The following is a 17,829-nucleotide window of genomic DNA, read 5'->3' as shown; positions in this document are numbered from 1 at the left end:
CGCGTCGAGCGTGCCGAAGTAAGGCGTCGAGCGTGCCGAAGTTAGGCGTCGAACGTGCCCAAACAAGGCATCGACCGTGCCCAAACAAGGCATCGACCGTGCCGAAGTCGAGCGTCGAGCGTGCCCAAACAGGGCGTCGAACGTGCCCAAACAAGGCGTCGACCGTGCCGAAGTCGAGCGTCGACCGTGCCCAAACAGGGCGTCGAACGTGCCCAACCCTGGTGCGAGGTCCAAGGCGGCACGATCGACGCAGGTTTTCGGCACGATCGACGCAGATTTTCGGCACGATCGACGCGGCTTTTCGGCACGATCGACGCAGGTTTTCGGCACGATCGACGCGGTTGCCGGGCACGTGGTGTGCGGCGAGCAACTGATCAGTCGGTGACCATCACCGGTTGAGCTCCGACGGTCACCGATTCGTACACCTGCATGATCTGATCGGCGACATGGGACCAGTCATAGCGGTCGGCCCGCCCCCGCGCACGCTCGACCAGGGCGGCGCGTTCAGTGTCGTCGCCGAGCAGTTCGCAGATCCCATCGGCCAACGCGGTCGGATCACCGGTTCGGGTGAGGCGACCAGTCGAACCGTCGTCGAGGACCCGACGGAAGGCGTCGAGGTCGCTGGCCACCACCGCAGCCCCGGCCGCCATAGCCTCCACCAGCACGATGCCAAAACTCTCACCGCCCAGATTGGGTGCCACGTAGATGTCGGCCGAGGCCAACGCTCGAGCCTTGGTCGCGTCGTCGACCTGGCCGAGGAACGTCATCCGATCCGACAGGTCCCCCGCACGTCGCCGCAGCGCCTGCTCGTTGCCGGTGCCCACCACCACCACGGACACGTCCGGAAACCGCGCGACCACCCGCGGCAGCGCGCGCATCAAGATGTCGATGCCCTTGCGGGGCTCGTCGTAGCGCCCGAGGAACACGATCGTGCGACCGGGGCGCGGGTATCCCGGCAACGGCGTCGCGTCGGCAAAGGCGGCCACGTCGATGCCGTTGGGGATCTCGACCGCATCTGATCCCAACGACTCCATCTGCCAACGCCGGGCCAGTTCCGACACCGCAATCTTGCCCACGATGCGTTCGTGGTAGGGCCGCAAGATCCCTTGGAAAGTGCTGAGCCACAACGACTTCGTGGTCGAGGTGTGGAAAGTGGCGACGATGGGACCCTGCGCGACCATCAGCGAGAGCATTGAGATGCTGGGCGCGTTCGGCTCGTGTACGTGCACCACGTCGAACTTTCCCTCATGCAGCCAGGTCCGCAGTCGCGCATAGGCTTTGGGTCCGAAGTTCACCCGGGACACCGATCCGTTGTACGGGATGGCAAGGGCAGCACCGACGGACACCACGTAGTCGGGCAACGTCATGTCGTCGCCCGCGGGCGCCAACACGCTCACGGTGTGACCGCGCTCGATGAACACCTGCGCCAACTCCACCACGTGGGCTTGCACCCCACCAGGGGTGTCGAACGAATAGGGGCAGATCATCCCGATCTTCATGAGTCGGTGGGCTCGATGCCGTCGATGCGCGCGCGGCGTTGCTCGGACCAGTCCGATTCCCACAGCGGTTGCAGCATGTGCCAGTCGGCCGGGTGATCGGCGATGTTGCGGGCGAACACGTCGGCCATCGCCTGGGTTGCGGCCTCGAGGCCCACGCTCACATCGATCTCGTCGCGACAGGTGATCTGCGAGCCGAAACCCTCGGTGAAGTGGTGATGGACTGCCAGCAGGGCAGCACCGGTCTCGATGGCTAGTTTGACCGGTCCGGCGGGCATGCGGGTGCGCTCGCCGAAGAACGTCACCGGCACGCCGTGCTTTGCCAGATCTCGCTCGCCCAGCAGACACACCACGCCGCCGGCGCGCAACCGCTCGGCGAGCAACTCGAACGGAGGCTGCTCTCCTCCGCTGAGCGGGAAGATCTCGAACCCGAGACTCTCGCGGTAGGCCACGAACCGCCGGAACAACGACTCCGGCTGCAACCGTTCGGCCACGGTGGAAAACGTCCCGTTGTGCGCCACCAGCCACACCCCGGCCATGTCCCAGTTGCCCGAGTGCGGCAGCGCGAACACCACGCCTTTGCCGCGCGCGCAGGCCTCTTGGTACCGGGCAAAATCGGGTGGATCCAACTGGATTCGGGCCACCGCCGTGTCGCCGTCCATCGACGGCAGTTGGAATGCCTCACGCCAGTAGCGCGCATAGGACCGCATGGACGCCCGCATCAACTCGTCGGGAACCTCATGCGGCGGTACCGCGAGAACGCGGGCAAGGTTGGCACGCAGCTGTTTCGGACCGCCGTTGCGACCACCGAGCCAGTTGCCGAAGAACTCGAAGATGCGGTTGGCCACCGTCTCAGGGAGTAGCCGCACCAGTGCCCACCCCAATCCGTATCCCCAGTCGGCGATACGTTGACCCAGCGTCATCGCGTGGCGTCGGCGTCGGCGGACATCTCTCCGGTTCCGGTGCCACCGGCCGACGGATGATCGAAGGGGATGAGATCGCGGGCCCCGGGCGAGCGAGCGATCGACGCCATCCGCTGGGCCACGGTGACGACGCTGCCCACGGCCAGCACCCATACCGCCACGTGGATGGACCATCCGACACCCAGGCCGGTGAATCCAGATCCGACCAGGATGATGATGAGCCGCTCGGGTCGTTCGATCAGACCGCCGTTGCCGTTGAGCCCACTGGCCTCGGCGCGTGCCTTGGCGTAGGAGATGACCTGGGAGGTGACCAGACAGATCATCAGACCGATGAACAGGATGTGTTGGTCCTCGCGGATTGCCGCCCACCAGGCCAGTCCGGCGAAGATGGCGCCGTCGGCGATCCGATCACAGGTGGAGTCGAGTACCGCACCGAAACTCGTCCCACCCCCGCGCACCCGGGCCATGGCGCCGTCGAGCATGTCGAACATCACAAACAGCCAGATGACCATCGTGCCCCAGAACAGCTGACCCATCGGGAACAACGTGACCGCTGCGGCCACCGATGCGGTGGTGCCCACCAGGGTCATCGCATCAGGCGTGAGACCTATCCGCAGCAGACCGCGACCCATCGGGATGACCACCCTGCTCATCGACGCACGGCCGTGGATGCTGAGAAACTTCGCCATCGTCAGTCCTCGAGGTTCGTCCAGGCGTTCGCGAGGAGTTCTCGGGTGTCGCGTAGCAGCTGGGGCATCACCTTGGTCTCGCCGATCACGGTGATGAAGTTGGCGTCGCCGCCCCACCGTGGGACCACATGCTGGTGCAGGTGTTCGGCCAGCGATCCGCCGGCGGCGGCACCAAGGTTGAGACCGACGTTGAATGCGTGCGGGCGCGACACCGACTTGATGACGCGGATCAGCTTCTGGGTGAAGGCCATCAGCTCGGCACTCTCGGCCGCGGTGAGGTCTTCGAGGTCGGCGACCTGCCGGTAGGGCACCACCATGGAGTGACCGGGGTTGTACGGGTAGAGGTTGAGCACCACATAGACCGCCGAACCACGCGCGACGATCAGCCCGTCTTCGTCCGACATCAGCGGGATGTCGAGAAACGGGTGGTTGGACTGTGACGACCCGGCGGGTTTCACCGATGTCGCGATGTAGGACATCCGGTGCGGACTCCACAGCCGCGAGAGCCGATCGGGTTCACCGGCTCCGCTGTCGCGGATCGCGTCGTCGCTCACGAGTCGGCGCTCATGCGTCACCGGAGTCGGTGGTCGGAGCCAGATGCGTGAACAGCTGCTCGGTGGGGGATTCGTTGCGTCGAGCACTCACCCAGTCGATGACGGCGGGCACGGCGACATCCACGGCGACGCCGTTGACCTGGGTCCCGTCCCGGAACCGGAAACTCACCGCATCCGCAGCCACGTCGCGTTCCCCGGCCAACATCATGAACGGGACCTTACCGGTCGTGTGATTGCGGATCTTCTTCTGCATCCGGTCGTCGGAGTGGTCGACCTCGGCGCGTATCCCCGCCACCCGCAACCGGTCGACGACGGACTGCAGGTGGTCGCCGTAATCGGCGGCCACCGGGATACCCACCACCTGCACCGGAGCCAACCATGCCGGGAACGCCCCACCGTAGTGCTCGGTGAGGACACCGAAGAACCGCTCGATCGAACCGAACAGGGCCCGGTGGATCATCACCGGACGATGCTTGGCGCCGTCGTTGCCGGTGTATTCGAGTTCGAACCGCTCGGGCAAGTTGAAGTCGAGCTGAATGGTCGACATCTGCCAGCTGCGGCCCAGCGCGTCCTTGGCCTGCACCGAGATCTTCGGGCCGTAAAACGCCGCACCGCCGGGATCGGGGATCAGTTCCAGACCCGAATCATGGGCCACTGCGGCCAGGGTTTCGGTGGCCTCGGCCCACACCTCGTCCGAACCGACCGACTTGTCCGGGTTGCGGGTGGACAGTTCGAGGTAGAAGTCGTCGAGCCCGTAGTCGCGCAACAGATCGAGCACGAAGGTCAGCAGGGAGGTGAGTTCGTCACGCATCTGCTCGCGCGTGCAGTAGATGTGCGCGTCGTCCTGGGTGAAGCCACGCGCACGGGTGAGCCCGTGGATGACACCGGACTTCTCGTAGCGATACACGGTGCCGAACTCGAAAAGGCGAAGCGGCAGTTCACGATACGAGCGCCCGCGCGCAGCGAAGATCGTGTTGTGCATGGGGCAGTTCATCGGTTTGAGGTAGTAGTCGACCGCAGGTTTGCGCACGGTGCCGTCGGCGTTGCGTTCCTCGTCGAGCTGCATCGGCGGGTACATGCCCTCGGCGTACCAGTCGAGGTGTCCGGAGATCTCGAACAGCGTCGACTTGGTGGCGTGCGGGGAGTAGACGAAGTCGTAGCCGGCCTCGACGTGGCGCTGACGCGAATAGTCTTCCAGCTCTTTACGAATGATCCCGCCACGCGGGTGGAACACCGCCAGCCCCGACCCGATCTGGTCGGGGAAGCTGAACAGGTCGAGCTCCACACCCAGGCGCCGGTGGTCCCGTCGTTCGGCCTCGGCCAGCAGCGTGAGGTAGGCGTCTAGCGCCTCGGTCGACTCCCAGGCGGTGCCGTAGACGCGCTGCAAGCCGGCGTTGTTCTGATCGCCACGCCAGTAGGCCGCCGAGCTACGGGTGATCTTGAACGCTGGGATGTACTTGGTGGTCGGCACGTGCGGTCCGCGGCACAGATCACCCCAGATCCGTTCGCCGGTGCGGGGATTGAGGTTGTCGTAGGCGGTCAGCTCGGCACCGCCTACCTCCATCACCTCGGGGTTGGCGGCCGCTGCGCCCTTGTCGTCGATCAACTCCAATTTGTATGGCTCACCTGCCAACTCGGCCCGGGCTTGGTCCTGATCGGCGTAGACCCGACGGGAAAACCGTTGCCCCGCTTTGATGATCTGCTTCATCTTCTTCTCCAGCGCGGTCAAATCCTCCGGGGTGAAGGGTTCGGCAACGTCGAAGTCGTAGTAGAAGCCGTTCTCGATCGGCGGTCCGATACCGAGCTTGGTGTCGGGGAACAGTTCTTGCACGGCTTGGGCCAGCACGTGGGCGCACGAGTGCCGGATCACGCTGCGGCCGTCCTCGCTGGCCGCGATCACCGCCTCGACGTCGGTGTCGGCCTCCGGCGCCCAGGACAGGTCACGCAGGGCGCCCTCGGGGTCGCGGACCACCACCACAGCCTGCGGGCCCTTGTTCTCGGCCCCGGCCTCCCGCAGTGCGGTCCCTGCGGTGGTCCCGGCCGGCACACGAATCGTGGCGGGGCTGGTGACGACGGCAGGTTCAGGCACGGCGGGGCTCCTCGGATCATTCGTTGACGCAGCCAACACTGCGGTGGCGCCCATGCTATCGACACCGGGCTGGCGCATTTCCCGTCCACCCGGCGCAGATGCGCCGCGCGATGAACCCCGAACTCAGCCGAAGATCGGGCTCTTGAGCCAGGAGGGGTCGTAGCCGAACCACCCACCGACGAGGTGCAGTGCGCCCAGCAGCCAGAGGGTGGCCAGCACGATGGCGAAGGTGGCGATGCCGAACGCGGCCTGAACGCTCCAGTGCTGGCGCTTCATCCACTCCAACCACTGGTCGTACTTGCCGCGTGCGAACACCAGCGTGCGATGCGCCCAGGCGAACTCGGTGGCCAGGATGCCCAGCCCGGCGAAGACCACCAACCAGCCCGGTCCGGGGTACGGGATGAGCACGATGCCCAGGATCAGTACGGCCAGGCCGAGCACCCCGATGCCTATGCGGTACGCGAGGTCCAGAGTGGGCCGGGTGGCGATCTTGTCTCGTCGCGCCTGCAGGCTGTCGGGCAGGATGCCGGTCGGACGTGCCTGCTTCTCGGCCGTGGCGGGGCTGCTCACGCCATCGGTCTGCTCAGTCATGGGCTTGAGAGTACGGAAAGAACACGCTGCTACAGAACCGACTTCGGGAGGAAGTTTGCGGGTGAGACGCCGAGAACACCGCCTGGGGCGGAGCGAGAGGTGGTCCCGGCTGGGATCGAACCAGCGACCTTCCCGGTGTGAACGGGACGCTCTTCCACTGAGCCACGGGACCGTGTCGGGCAATGCCTGCCCTCACGACCGCAGAACGTTATCACGCGACCTACCGGGCTCCCCAACCGCTCTCGCGTCCGGAGAGTGACCTGCGGATTTGTTGACGTACGAGTGGTTCGGATAGTGTTGCGCTTCGCACCGAGAGCCCACAAGGCACTCGCTGCACGCGGATGTAGCGCAGTTGGTAGCGCATCACCTTGCCAAGGTGAGGGTCGCGGGTTCGAATCCCGTCATCCGCTCGACGGAACAGTTGTCACCGTGGCGGTGTGGCCGAGTGGTGAGGCAACGGCCTGCAAAGCCGTGCACACGGGTTCGATTCCCGTCGCCGCCTCCACGGTCCGACGCAGTGGCCTGCCGCTGCACCGGCACCGATCCCGCGCGATTAGCTCAGCGGGAGAGCGCTTCCCTGACACGGAAGAGGTCACTGGTTCAATCCCAGTATCGCGCACCATTTCCACTCCAACCAGACAGGCCCCCTCTCGAGGGGGCCTTTGTGGTTGGAGGGCACGGTGCGTCTCCCGCGGACCCCCACCTCACCACCTTATTGACAATGATTATCATCTAGGGATGACCGCTCCTCCCCTGCTTCCTGTGACCGTGCTCTCCGGCTTCCTCGGGGCCGGCAAGACGACGCTGCTCAACCACGTGTTGGCCAACCGTGAGGGTCGCCGCGTGGCGGTGATCGTCAACGACATGAGCGAGATCAACATCGACGCCTCACTGATCGACGGGCCGCGCGGCAAGAGCGCGCTCGATCGCACCGAGGAGAAGCTGGTCGAGTTGAGCAACGGGTGCATCTGCTGCACCTTGCGTGAAGACCTCGTCGAATCTGTGGGAGCGCTTGCTGCACAGGGCCGTTTCGATCAGATGATCATCGAGTCAACCGGCATCTCCGAGCCGATGCCGGTGGCCGCCACGTTCGAGTGGGAGTTCGACAACGGCACCCGGCTCGGGGACGTCGCTCGACTCGACACCATGGTCACCGTGGTCGATGCGTCGACCTTCCTGGCCGAGATCACCACCGGCGACAGCCTCGCCGAGCGTGACATGCAGGCCGCCGACGGCGATGCCCGCACCATCTCCGATCTACTGGTCGACCAGGTGGAGTTCGCCGACCTCATCATCGTCAACAAGACCGACCTGGTCAGCGAGCAGGTCGCCGGCGCCGTGGAGGCCATGGTCCGGCGCCTCAACCCCACCGCAGAGGTCATCCGCACCAGCAAGGGCACCGTGGCCCTCGACCGCGTCCTGGACACCGGGTTGTTCAACCCGGACCTGGCCGCCGCACACCCCGACTGGGCCACCGAGCTCGCCGGCGGTCACACCCCCGAGACCGAGGAGTACGGCATCTCCTCCATGGTCTACCGATCCGACCGGCCGTTCCACCCCGCTCGCTTCGCCGAGGCCATCTCCGGACTGAAAAGAGTGTTGCGCAGCAAGGGATTCTGTTGGTTGGCGTCGCGACCGGAGACGGTGGCCATCTGGTCGCAAGCCGGACCGAACCTCGTCATCGAACCGGCCGCCTACTGGTCCTCCATCCCCGACGAGCAGCCCGGTCAGGAGATCGTGTTCATCGGCGTGAAGCTCGATCACGACGGCGTGCGAGCCCTCCTCGACCCGGCGCTGTTGACCGACGACGAGCTGTCCCTCGGCGAGCAGCACTGGCGGCGATTCGACGATCCGTTGCCGCCGTGGGAGTTCACCCCGCACGACCACTGACGGTCCGGCCTGCGACCCACCGACTGATGATCGGTGCGCGCTCGATGTGTTGAGATCGATCTCGTGCTTTCCGACGTGACGGTCGCCATCGAATCCGACCCAGCCATCGCAGATCAACTCGCGATCATCGCGGCCGCCACCTTCCCGTTGGCCTGCCCACCCGGGACGACCAAAGCTGACACCGACGCCCACATCGCCACCCACCTCAGTGCGCAGCGGTTTCAGAGCTTCCTGGGCGCACCCGACCAGGACGTCATCACCGCCCGGGCGGGTGGCGAACTGGTGGGGTACGCGCTGATGATCCACGCCGAGCCGAGCGATCCAGAGGTGTGTGCGGTCGTCACGGCCCGGCCGGTGTCGGAGGTGTCGAAAATGTATGTCGCAGAACATGTGCACGGTGGCGGCGTGGCAGCTGCACTCATGGATCGTGGACTCGACACCGCGCGCGCCCGGGGCAGTGCAGTGGCGTGGCTGGGCGTGAGCAGCGTCAACACCCGGGCCCAACCCTTCTACAGCAAGGCAGGGTTCACGGTGGTGGGTCGTAAGTCGTTCTGGCTCAACGGTGACGAGCAGCGCGACTACGTGATGAGCCGCCCACTGTCCTGACCTGACGTTCGCCGACTATCGGTCGGAGTGCGACTCGGCGAACCGCGAGAGCGCGAGCAACCGAGAGGTCGCGCGCAGATACTTCTTGCGGTAGCCGCCGCCGAGCATCTCCTCGGTGAACAACTCGTCGAGTTTGCTGCCCGACACCATCACCGGGATACCGGCGTCGTAGAGCCGATCGGCCAGCACCACCATCCGCAGCGCGACGGTCTGATCGGGTGCGGGATGCAACTGCGAGATGCACACCAGCGACACCCCGTCCACCAAGGCCTTGTACTTGGAGGGATGCAGGGTGCTCAGATGCGCACAGAGGGAATCGAATTCGTCCAATGTGGCACCGGGCGTGGCCGCGGCCAGCTCCGCCAGTTCGGCGTCGGTGTGCGGCTCGGGGGCAGGCGGCAGATCACGGTGCCGGTAGTCGGGTCCGTCCACCCGGATGGTCTCGAACACCGAGGCCAGCTTGCGGATCTCCCGCAGGAAATCCTGTGCGGCAAAACGCCCTTCACCCAACTGTCCGGGCAACGTGTTGGAGGTGGCCACGATGTTGACCCCGGCCGCGGTGAGCTCGGTGAGTAGCCGCGACACCAGCATGGTGTCACCGGGGTCGTCGAGTTCGAACTCGTCGATGCACAGCACGCTGTGGTCGGAAAGCCGCTCGACAGCAGCGATGAAGCCCAGCGCACCGACCACATGGGTCACCTCGACGAAGGTGGCAAATGCCTTGGGTTCGTTCATCTCGTGATACACCGAGGCCAGCAGGTGGGTCTTGCCCACACCGAACCCGCCGTCGAGATACAGCCCCAGCCCGTGGGCGGGTGTCCTGCGTCCGAACAACTTCTTCTTGCCCCGTGAGTTGCGCGCCTTGTCGACGAACTGTCGACACGCCGCGACTGCCGCCGCCTGCGACGGCTCCGCCGGATCGGGGATGTAGCTGTCGAAACTCACATCGTCGAACATCGACGGCGGCACCATCTGGCCCACCAATTCCTCCGGCGGAACCTGCGGAGTTCGGTCGCTCAGACGTGCGGTCATGCGCCGACACTAGCGACGCCGTAGAAACGAGCTTGTGCACCTCCTCCAGAAAGCGACCCAGCTCACAATCGACGACGCAGGCCTGGCATCGCTCTACGCCTATCCCGACGTCGGCAACCGATGGTGGGTGCGCGCCAACATGATCAGCTCCATCGACGGCGCCGCTGCCGTCGACGGCGTGTCCGGCGGCCTGGGCGGGCCCGGCGACCTGGCCGTCTTCTCCCAGCTACGCGCCCTCGCCGACGTTGTGCTGGTGGGATCGGGCACCGTGACCGCCGAGGACTACCGGCCCATCGAACCTGCCGACGCCGACGCGGGCGCACCCACGCTTGCGATCGTCTCGGCCGGGTTGAACTTGCAACCCACTCAGCGAGCCGTGGGATCGGCCGCCACCGTCATCCTCACCTGCGCTGCGGCCCCGCCGGCTCGGCGGCAGGCCCTGACCGATGCCGGGGCCACCCTCGTCGACTGCGGCGACGGCGAGGTGGACCTGAACCTGGCGACAGCTCACCTCGCCGAGCATGGGCGCCGACGCATCCTGTGTGAAGGCGGACCCAGCCTGCTGGGGGCGATGGCTGCGTCCGGGTTGATCGACGAGGTGTGCACCACCATCAGTCCCCTCGTCGTCGGCGGCGACGGTGGCCGCATCGTGGGCGGCCCGCAGGCGCAGCCGCACCGGATGACCCGCGCGCACGTGCTGGCCGATGACGACGGATTCCTGTTCACCCGGTGGGTTCGTGACAACGATTAGGCTCACACCTATGCCCCGCAACCGTCTGCTCACCGCCGCGTGCGCAGCCGGACTGCTGCTCATCACCGCCGGGTGTGCCGTCGGACCTGACACCGGCCCGTCGTTGGTCCTCGACGGGGGCGGGGGCGGCGGAGCAGGGCCGTCGAGCCGCACGCCGCCGCCGCCACCGGAGTTCACAGCGCCGACAAGCGATCTGGACTGGGGGCGGTGTGACGCCTCGCAGAGCGCTGCGGCCTACGGGTTGCCGGCGCCGGCCGCAGATGTCGTCGTCGACTGCGCCACCTTCCGCAGCTCGGTTGCGCCCGGGACCAGCGGTGGTGACGGGATCACCATCGCCGCAGTGCGGGTACGTCTGTCGAGCACGCCTGCCGCGGCATCTCCGGTGGTGGTGACCGCGGGCTCCGACCTCCCCTCGGCGATTCCCGCACTGATGACAGCCATCGGTCCCGCCCGCCAGATCCTTGCCGATCACCCGTTTGTCGCGGTGGACCGGCGCGGCATCGGCGCCAGCAGCGCCATCGACTGCCTGACCGCGTCCGAGCGCGCCGTGGTGGCGACCAACGGAGCCGGGACCGGTGCGGCGGCCGACCCCGGCACCCGCCAACAACTGATCCAACGGACCGCAGCCGAAGCAGCCGACGGGTGCACCGACACCCTCACTCCCCATCAGCTCGACTACACCGCCGCCAACGCCGCCGCCGACCTCGAGCGCCTACGGGTGCAGTGGAAGGTCTCGCGCATCGCGGTGCTGGGCGTGGGATCGGGTACCGACGTGGCCCTGGCGTACGCCGGGCTATATCGAAATCGGCTGGCCCGCATCGTGCTCGACACCCCCGCGCCCTATCTCGTCTCCGCTCGGACGCGGGCCCAGCAGATCACCTCAGGCCTCGACACCGCGTTCGCGCGATTCGCCACAGATTGTCGGGCGGTCAACTGTTCCCTGGGTCCCGACCCGACCGCAGCGGTGATCGGTCTCATCGGCCGCGCCGCCAGCGGTGGCCTGCCGGGATTGTCCGACACCGACGTGGTGCGCGTCATGGCCACCGCACTGGCCGTCTCCACCGGCGAGCGCGCGGCCACCGTGCGCGGGCTGGCCGATCAGTTGTCGGCGGCCATCGCGGGCGACACCGCCGCCCTCCGCGCCACGGCCACCCGAGCCCGCGAGCTGCGCGATGCCGACGGACAGTTGGTGTCACGCTGCAACGACATCGCACAACCGGTCGGACAGAACGAGATCAGCGGGCTCGTCGCATCCTGGCGCTCGCAGTATCCGGTGACCGGGGTGACCCAGGCACTGTCGTTGGCCCGGTGCACCGGGTGGGCCGCGGGCCCGGCGATGCCGCGGCCGGCCGGGTTCGACGTCCCGGTCCTGATCGTCACCAACGCCTACGACACCGTGGTCGGCGGCAGCGGATCAGGAGCCCTGACCCCACTGCTGGCCGCGGTGCGGGCCACCTCGGCCACCGTCTCCTACGACGGACCCGGCTTCTCCACCGTTGCGCACTCGGAATGTGTGGGTGGCATCGTCGAGCGATACCTCACCGGCGCCACCGTGCCCGATTCCGGCGCCTGCCCGAGCTGAGCCGCCCGCAAGGCGTCGTGCACGGGCCGGCCTCCACTTGTGCGTCGATGTCGGTTTCGGGGTGCCTCGACGCTGATCGGGGTGCGCCCGTAGTACGGTTCGCGGGTGCCGGTTGCCGACAAACGCCTGTTCCCGACCATGGACACCTCTCGGGTGGCATCCATGGCACTGTGGCCGATCAGCCTGATGTTGATCTTCCACCGCTCGGTCATTCTCGGTGTGAACGGCGACCGCACCGACGACTTCACCCCGGTCTATCAGGCAGCTTTGGCGTTCCTCAACGGCCGCGCGGTCTACACCGAGAACTACGACACCGTCGACCCCCACTACCTGTACCCGCCCTCGGGCACCCTGCTGATGGCACCGATCGCCTACATCGACCCTGAACGCGCTCGGTGGGTGTTCATCGCGGTGTCGGTGCTCGCGTTGGTGGCGTGCGCGTACCTGCTGGTCCGCCTCTTCGGCTACGGCGTTCACTCGGTCGCGTTCCCGGCGGTGCTCGGCGGGTTCTTCATCACCGAGACCGTCGCGCACACCCTGATCTTCACGAACTTCAACTCGTTCGTGCTGCTGGGCGAATTGCTCTTCATGACGCTCGCCTTGGCGCGCAAGGACCTGTGGGCGGGGGTGCCGCTGGGCCTGACGCTGGCGGTCAAACCCGTGTTGGGTGTGTTGCTGTTGTTACCGCTGCTGAGTCGTCAGTGGAAGGTGTTCGTCACCGCAGTCGGGATACCACTGCTGTTGACGGCCCTGGCCTGGCCGCTGTCAGCTGACCCGCGCTCGTTCTTCACCCGCACAGTGCCGTATCTGAGTGAGGCACGCGATTACTACAACAGCTCGATCGCGGGCAACGGCGCCTACTTCGGGGTCCAGCCCTGGCTGCTGTATCTGCTGCGCATCGCCTTCGTGCTGATGGCGGCGTTCTCGCTGTGGTTCCTCTACCGCTACTACCGCCAGTCCGACGAGCTGCTGTGGATGGCGACCTCATCAGGTGTGCTGCTCACGACGTCGTTTCTGGTCCTCTCGCTGGGCCAGGGCTACTACTCGATGCTGCTGTTCCCGCTGCTGATGACGGTGGTGCGCCCCGGATCGGTGATGCGGTCATGGCCGGCGTGGCTGGGCGTGTACGGATGTATGGCGTTCGACTCGTATCTGTCGACGCGATGGCAGGCGTTCGGACGAGCCCTGGAGTACAACAAGGTCACCTGGGGTTGGTCGCTGCTGATGGTCGCCGTGTTCTGCACGCTGCTGTTCCGCTACCTCGACCTTCGGCGAGATCGCGCTACCGTGGCGGTATGACCGCAGAACCGAACACATCCGGCGCCGCGCCCACCGACTCCGCCGCGCCCACCCCGGTGGAGCTGACCGACGAGCAGTGGCGCGAGAAGCTGACGCCCGAGGAGTACCGCGTGCTACGGGAGGCGGGTACCGAGGCTCCGTTCGTCGGCGAGTACACCGACACCACCACCGTCGGCGTCTACCGGTGCCGTGCGTGTGACGCCGAACTGTTCCGCAGCGAGCAGAAGTTCGAATCGCACTGCGGGTGGCCGTCGTTCTTCAGTCCCCTTGCTGCAGAACGCATCATCGAACGCGAGGACCGTTCGATGGGGATGCGTCGAGTCGAGGTGCTGTGCGCGGCCTGCGGCAGTCACCTCGGGCATGTGTTCGAGGGCGAAGGCTACGACACCCCGACCGACCTGCGGTACTGCATCAACTCGATCTCGTTGACCCTCGACGAAGCCTGAGCCGCCGCCGGCCGCTGCGGCTTCAGGGCACCGAGGTGACGAGCTGCTCGACGGGGACTCGCGGCCCGGTGAAGAACGGGGTCTCCTCGCGCACGTGCAAGCGCGCCTCGGTGGCCCGCAGGTCTCGCATCAGATCAACGATGCGGTGCAACTCCGGCGCCTCGAACGCCAGCAGCCACTCGTAGTCGCCGAGGGCGAACGAGGCAACGGTGTTCGCGCGGACGTCTTTGTAGGCTCGGGCGGCAATTCCGTGATCGGCCAACATCTTTCGACGCTCGGCGTCGGGCAGCAGGTACCACTCGTAGGAGCGCACGAACGGGTACACGCAGATGTAGGCGCCGGCCTCCTCACCGGCGAGGAACGCCGGTACGTGGCTCTTGTTGAACTCCGCAGGCCGATGCAGGGCGACGTTGCTCCAGACCGGGTTGCTGGCCTTGCCCAACGCTGTGGTGCGACGGAAATCGGCGTACGCCTTCTGCAGATCCTCGACGTGCTCGGCATGCCACCAGATCATGTAGTCGGCGTCGGCCCGCATCCCGGCCACGTCGTAAAGCCCGCGGACCACCACGTCACCGGTCTCGAGCTTGTCGAAGAACGTCCGGGTCTCGGCGATCACCTCGGCCCGGTCCTCGGGCAACTCGCCCGGGCGGACAGAGAACACCGAGAACATCAGGTAGCGGACCGTGGAGTTGATTTCGGCATAGTCGAGGCGCGTCATGACTCCATGGTGCCACCGTCGCGGGCACGCCGACCATGCGGTTCACCCCGTCGCGGCAAGGTCTCCGACAATCTGGGCAACTGCCCCATCGGCCCGCTTCACACACGCCGGGACACCCACGCCGTCATAGGCCGACCCGCACAACGCGAGTCCGCGCGGGCGGCCCGCCGCCACCGCAGCCACGATGTCGAGATGCCCTGGGGCATATCGCGGCAACCCCACCGGCCACCGTTGCACCACCGCGTCGATCACATCCTCGGCGCCGATCGACGGCCCACCCGAGAGCCCGCTGATCAAGTCGAGGTCGGCGACCGCCGAGGTGATCAGCGTCTCGTCGTCGATCGTGTCGATCGGGTCACCGAGACGACCGAACGACGCCCGCACCAAGACAGGTCCCCCGCTCAGATGGCTCCACTTCTGAGACGACAGGGTGATGGCCTTGGCTCGCGTCGCCTCCCCAGTGGCCACCAACACACCAGAGTGATCGGGTAGCTGCAGATCGTCGCGTAACGCCAGCAGCACCAGCCCCGACCCGGCGATCTCCACCCGCCGCAGCGCCGCGGCCACCTCTGGCACCCCATCGGCGAGGATCAACGCCGCCGCCGACGCCGGAACACAGACCAGGACCGCGTCGGCAACGGTGGTGTCGGTCGCCGAGTGCACCTCCCAGCGCGCACCCGACGGGCGGACCGCCGATACCGCACACTCGCGGTGCAGCCGTGTCCCGGCGGTTTCCAGCAGGGTGTCGATCAGCAGCCGGTAGCCCTCGTCGATGGCCCCGAACACCGGCGCCGAGGACGGCGGCGGCAGCAGCGAGCTGATCGCCGCCCCCAGGCTCGGGGCACCGGCATCGAGGCGGGCAGCCAGCTGCGGCAACGCCGCGCGCACGCCGATGTCGTCGGAGTGGCACGAGTACACCCCCGACAGCATCGGGTCGACGCTGCGGTCGACCACCGAACGGCCGAAGCGTCGCGCGACCAACTCCCCGATCGCCACGTCGTCGCCCGGCGACCATGACAGCGGCCGTCGAGATTCGTCGGCCATCAGCGCCCGGTCGGCGGGGGCGATCACGTCGTCCACCGCGTCGACGGTTGCGGGGATGCCCATCAACGTCGGTCGCGGCAACTCACGCAGAACACCGGTGGCAAGGAGTGCCGGCCGGCGACCGGTGGGACGGACCACATGGGTATCGAGCCCGAGTTCGGCGATCAGCGCGACAGCCTCGGGGCGGCGGACGATGAACGACTCCGCGCCCGCGTCGACGGTGCGGCCGCCCACCGTCCGAGCGCTGAGCAGGCCACCCGGATGCGATGCGGCCTCGAAGACGTCGATCGTGGCGGCCGGACCCAACGCGGCGCGGGCACGGTAGGCCGCCACCGACCCGGATATGCCAGCGCCGATCACCGCCACCGACGGCTCCGACCCACTCACAGCGAATGCACCAGCTCGACCACTCGGGTCAACACATCAGGATCGGTGGCAGGCAACACCCCATGGCCAAGGTTGACGATGTGCCCGGCGGCGCCGGCCGCCCGCGCGCGGTCGCCCTCGGCGACGATGCGCCGCACGTGGGCTTCCACGACCTCCCAGGGCGCGAAGAGCACCGCAGGATCGAGGTTGCCCTGCAACGCTTTTCCAGGACCCACCCGGTCGGCGGCGACGTCAAGCGGGATGCGCCAGTCCACGCCGACCACATCGGCACCCACGTGGCCCATCGCACCCAACAACTCACCGGTGCCCACCCCGAAGTGGATGCGCGGCCGCCGATACTCGGCCACCTCGGCCAGCACCCGTGCGCTGTGCGGCGCGACGAACTCGGTGTAGTCGGCCAACGACAGCGCGCCCGCCCATGAGTCGAACAGCTGCACCGCGTGCACACCCGCGTCGAGTTGCACCCGCAGGAACGCGATGGTGATGTCGGCCAAGCGCCCGACCAGCTGATGCCACACCTGCGGCGACCCGTGCATCAGCGCCTTGGTGCGCTCGTAGTTGCGACTCGGTCCACCCTCGACCAGGTACGAGGCCAGGGTGAACGGGGCACCGGCGAAACCGATCAGCGCCACCCCCGCAGGCAGTTCGGCGATCAGACGCGTCACCGCGCGACCCACCGCACCGACCTCGGCGGGCAGCAGATGCGGCAGTGCACGGATGCTCGCCTCGTCCCGTACGGGGTTGGCGATGACCGGACCGGTGCCGGCGACGATGTCGAGATCCACCCCGGCCGCCTTGAGTGGAACCACGATGTCGGAGAACAGGATGGCCGCGTCCACGCCGTGACGACGCACCGGCTGCAGAGTGATCTCGGTGACCAGATCAGAGTCGAAACAGGCTTCCAACATGCCTCGCCCGGCCCGGATCGCCCGGTATTCAGGCAGGCTGCGCCCGGCCTGACGCATGAACCACACCGGACGGCGGGCGGGTTGCAGACCGGTTGCCGCGGCGACCAGCGGCAGCTGATCCGACGACGGCGATGGGGACGATGGGGTCGGGGCGCTGGTCACCGTCCCATGCTGCCACGATGCGGCGCGCCTCCTACCGCCGACCGGCGGTGCGGCTTACCGTCGCAGCTGTGACCTCTCTCGGGGCTTGCGCGGAGCCTGCCGATTTCCGCACCGCAGTCGATTCGCTGGATCGTGCCCGTATCCGGCCCGAGATCGAGGTCGGCAGCATCCGTCCACCGCAGCGCCTGGCGCCCTACAGCCATGCCTTGGGCGTGGAGGTCCGGCCCACCCTGGCCGAGGGCGCCGAGGTACCCACCGATTCCGAGGGCAGCGCCTTCGGCCGACTGATCCTGCTGCACGACCCAGACGGTCATGAGGCGTGGAACGGGACGATGCGTCTGGTGGCGTTCATGCAGGCCGAGGTGGAGGCGGCACTGGCCACCGATCCGCTGCTGCCCGAGGTGGCGTGGAGTTGGCTGGTCGACGCGCTGGCGAACACCGAGATCACCGCGCTGGGCGGGACCGTCACCTCGACGACCTCGGTGCGCTACGGCGACATCGCCGGACCTCCCCGAGCCCATCAGCTCGAGTTACGGGCGTCGTGGACGGCGACCGGTCTGGATCTGTCGTCACACGTGGAAGCGTTCTGCGAAGCACTCGCCTCCGCCGCCGGACTGCCGCCGGCCGGTGTGGTCAGCTTCGACAGCAACGCCCGCTGACCC

General features: G+C 67.2%; 17 protein-coding genes and 4 tRNA genes. 10 read left to right on the top strand and 11 right to left on the bottom strand.

Features of this window, described 5'->3' with window-relative positions; all coding sequences use genetic code 11:
* Positions 1-374 precede the first annotated feature (374 nt).
* The 7 genes from KIK15_RS14460 to KIK15_RS14430 all read right to left on the bottom strand — a co-directional run bounded on the left by KIK15_RS14460 (position 375) and on the right by KIK15_RS14430 (position 6,514).
* Entirely contained in the window at positions 375-1,499 is a 1,125-nt protein-coding gene (locus KIK15_RS14460; RefSeq protein WP_214245418.1) for a glycosyltransferase family 4 protein, read from the bottom strand.
* Complete coding sequence (locus tag KIK15_RS14455; RefSeq protein WP_214245417.1) at positions 1,496-2,419, bottom strand: phosphatidylinositol mannoside acyltransferase; 924 nt, start codon at positions 2,417-2,419, stop codon at positions 1,496-1,498. The genes KIK15_RS14460 and KIK15_RS14455 overlap by 4 nt, the downstream gene beginning before the upstream one ends.
* Positions 2,416-3,108, bottom strand: coding sequence for a phosphatidylinositol phosphate synthase (gene pgsA, locus KIK15_RS14450; protein ID WP_284150011.1), 693 nt, complete (start codon positions 3,106-3,108; stop codon positions 2,416-2,418). Before pgsA ends, KIK15_RS14455 begins: the two co-directional genes overlap by 4 nt.
* 2 nt (positions 3,109-3,110) lie before the next feature.
* The gene (locus KIK15_RS14445) at positions 3,111-3,662 is read right to left on the bottom strand and encodes an HIT domain-containing protein (RefSeq protein ID WP_307851901.1); all 552 of its coding nucleotides are present in this window, start codon (positions 3,660-3,662) and stop codon (positions 3,111-3,113) included.
* A 10-nt stretch (positions 3,663-3,672) separates the two neighbouring features.
* Positions 3,673-5,751, bottom strand: a complete 2,079-nt coding sequence (thrS, locus tag KIK15_RS14440) for a threonine--tRNA ligase (protein ID WP_214245416.1) — start codon at positions 5,749-5,751, stop codon at positions 3,673-3,675.
* Positions 5,752-5,874: 123 nt separating this feature from the next.
* Positions 5,875-6,342 (bottom strand): TIGR02611 family protein, encoded by a 468-nt coding sequence (locus KIK15_RS14435; RefSeq protein WP_214245415.1) that lies wholly within the window; start codon positions 6,340-6,342, stop codon positions 5,875-5,877.
* Positions 6,343-6,442: 100 nt separating this feature from the next.
* Positions 6,443-6,514 (bottom strand) — tRNA-Val (locus tag KIK15_RS14430).
* Positions 6,515-6,679: 165 nt separating this feature from the next.
* On the opposite strand from KIK15_RS14430, the gene KIK15_RS14425 reads away from it, so the two are divergent.
* The 5 genes from KIK15_RS14425 (at position 6,680) to KIK15_RS14405 (ending at position 8,838) form a co-directional block, all read left to right on the top strand.
* Positions 6,680-6,752 (top strand) — tRNA-Gly (locus tag KIK15_RS14425).
* Positions 6,753-6,773: 21 nt separating this feature from the next.
* Positions 6,774-6,847 (top strand) — tRNA-Cys (locus KIK15_RS14420).
* A gap of 42 nt (positions 6,848-6,889) precedes the next feature.
* Positions 6,890-6,964, top strand: a tRNA-Val gene (locus KIK15_RS14415).
* A 116-nt stretch (positions 6,965-7,080) separates the two neighbouring features.
* Positions 7,081-8,232, top strand: coding sequence for a GTP-binding protein (locus tag KIK15_RS14410; protein WP_214245414.1), 1,152 nt, complete (start codon positions 7,081-7,083; stop codon positions 8,230-8,232).
* Positions 8,233-8,295: 63 nt separating this feature from the next.
* Positions 8,296-8,838: a GNAT family N-acetyltransferase gene (locus KIK15_RS14405; RefSeq protein WP_307851900.1), complete on the top strand. Its 543-nt coding sequence runs from the start codon at positions 8,296-8,298 to the stop codon at positions 8,836-8,838.
* A 15-nt stretch (positions 8,839-8,853) separates the two neighbouring features.
* Here KIK15_RS14405 and zapE read toward each other — a convergent pair whose 3' ends face one another.
* The gene (gene zapE / locus KIK15_RS14400) at positions 8,854-9,870 is read right to left on the bottom strand and encodes a cell division protein ZapE (RefSeq protein WP_214245413.1); all 1,017 of its coding nucleotides are present in this window, start codon (positions 9,868-9,870) and stop codon (positions 8,854-8,856) included.
* A 34-nt stretch (positions 9,871-9,904) separates the two neighbouring features.
* Here zapE and KIK15_RS14395 point away from each other — a divergent pair, with 34 nt between their 5' ends.
* From KIK15_RS14395 to msrB, 4 genes are all read left to right on the top strand, one after another.
* Positions 9,905-10,621: a dihydrofolate reductase family protein gene (locus tag KIK15_RS14395; protein ID WP_214245412.1), complete on the top strand. Its 717-nt coding sequence runs from the start codon at positions 9,905-9,907 to the stop codon at positions 10,619-10,621.
* Between the two features lie 10 nt (positions 10,622-10,631).
* The gene (locus KIK15_RS14390; RefSeq protein ID WP_214245411.1) at positions 10,632-12,203 is read left to right on the top strand and encodes an alpha/beta hydrolase; all 1,572 of its coding nucleotides are present in this window, start codon (positions 10,632-10,634) and stop codon (positions 12,201-12,203) included.
* Between the two features lie 138 nt (positions 12,204-12,341).
* The gene (locus KIK15_RS14385; protein ID WP_250324737.1) at positions 12,342-13,502 is read left to right on the top strand and encodes a glycosyltransferase family 87 protein; all 1,161 of its coding nucleotides are present in this window, start codon (positions 12,342-12,344) and stop codon (positions 13,500-13,502) included.
* Positions 13,499-13,948 carry a peptide-methionine (R)-S-oxide reductase MsrB gene (gene msrB, locus KIK15_RS14380; protein WP_214245409.1) on the top strand — a complete coding sequence of 150 codons (450 nt, stop codon included), beginning with the start codon at positions 13,499-13,501 and terminating at the stop codon, positions 13,946-13,948. Before KIK15_RS14385 ends, msrB begins: the two co-directional genes overlap by 4 nt.
* A gap of 22 nt (positions 13,949-13,970) precedes the next feature.
* On the opposite strand, the gene hemQ is transcribed toward msrB, so the two are convergent.
* Genes hemQ through hemE form a run of 3 tightly spaced genes read right to left on the bottom strand, consistent with a single transcriptional unit; the run spans position 13,971 to position 17,167 of the window.
* On the bottom strand, positions 13,971-14,666 hold the full coding sequence (gene hemQ, locus KIK15_RS14375; protein ID WP_214245408.1) for a hydrogen peroxide-dependent heme synthase: 696 nt from the start codon (positions 14,664-14,666) through the stop codon (positions 13,971-13,973).
* Between the two features lie 42 nt (positions 14,667-14,708).
* The gene (locus tag KIK15_RS14370) at positions 14,709-16,097 is read right to left on the bottom strand and encodes an FAD-dependent oxidoreductase (RefSeq protein ID WP_214245407.1); all 1,389 of its coding nucleotides are present in this window, start codon (positions 16,095-16,097) and stop codon (positions 14,709-14,711) included.
* Complete coding sequence (gene hemE / locus KIK15_RS14365) at positions 16,094-17,167, bottom strand: uroporphyrinogen decarboxylase (RefSeq protein ID WP_214245406.1); 1,074 nt, start codon at positions 17,165-17,167, stop codon at positions 16,094-16,096. Before hemE ends, KIK15_RS14370 begins: the two co-directional genes overlap by 4 nt.
* Before the next feature lie 68 nt (positions 17,168-17,235).
* Between hemE and KIK15_RS14360 the strand changes: the two genes are divergently transcribed.
* Positions 17,236-17,826: a DUF3000 domain-containing protein gene (locus KIK15_RS14360; RefSeq protein ID WP_214245405.1), complete on the top strand. Its 591-nt coding sequence runs from the start codon at positions 17,236-17,238 to the stop codon at positions 17,824-17,826.
* Positions 17,827-17,829: the final 3 nt, after the last annotated feature.

It is taken from the genome of Williamsia sp. CHRR-6 (assembly GCF_018474015.1).
GTDB lineage: Bacteria > Actinomycetota > Actinomycetes > Mycobacteriales > Mycobacteriaceae > Williamsia_A.
The sequence above is the reverse complement of the archived record's forward strand: the minus strand, read 5'-3'. Positions and strand labels throughout refer to the sequence as shown.

Coding starts and splice junctions, on each gene's coding strand:
- KIK15_RS14460 (WP_214245418.1), bottom strand. CDS start 1,499: ATGAAGATCGGGATGATCTGCCCCTATTCGTTCGACACCCCTGGTGGG.
- KIK15_RS14455 (WP_214245417.1), bottom strand. CDS start 2,419: ATGACGCTGGGTCAACGTATCGCCGACTGGGGATACGGATTGGGGTGG.
- pgsA (WP_284150011.1), bottom strand. CDS start 3,108: ATGGCGAAGTTTCTCAGCATCCACGGCCGTGCGTCGATGAGCAGGGTG.
- KIK15_RS14435 (WP_214245415.1), bottom strand. CDS start 6,342: ATGACTGAGCAGACCGATGGCGTGAGCAGCCCCGCCACGGCCGAGAAG.
- KIK15_RS14410 (WP_214245414.1), top strand. CDS start 7,081: ATGACCGCTCCTCCCCTGCTTCCTGTGACCGTGCTCTCCGGCTTCCTC.
- zapE (WP_214245413.1), bottom strand. CDS start 9,870: ATGACCGCACGTCTGAGCGACCGAACTCCGCAGGTTCCGCCGGAGGAA.
- KIK15_RS14390 (WP_214245411.1), top strand. CDS start 10,632: ATGCCCCGCAACCGTCTGCTCACCGCCGCGTGCGCAGCCGGACTGCTG.
- KIK15_RS14385 (WP_250324737.1), top strand. CDS start 12,342: ATGGACACCTCTCGGGTGGCATCCATGGCACTGTGGCCGATCAGCCTG.
- msrB (WP_214245409.1), top strand. CDS start 13,499: ATGACCGCAGAACCGAACACATCCGGCGCCGCGCCCACCGACTCCGCC.
- hemQ (WP_214245408.1), bottom strand. CDS start 14,666: ATGACGCGCCTCGACTATGCCGAAATCAACTCCACGGTCCGCTACCTG.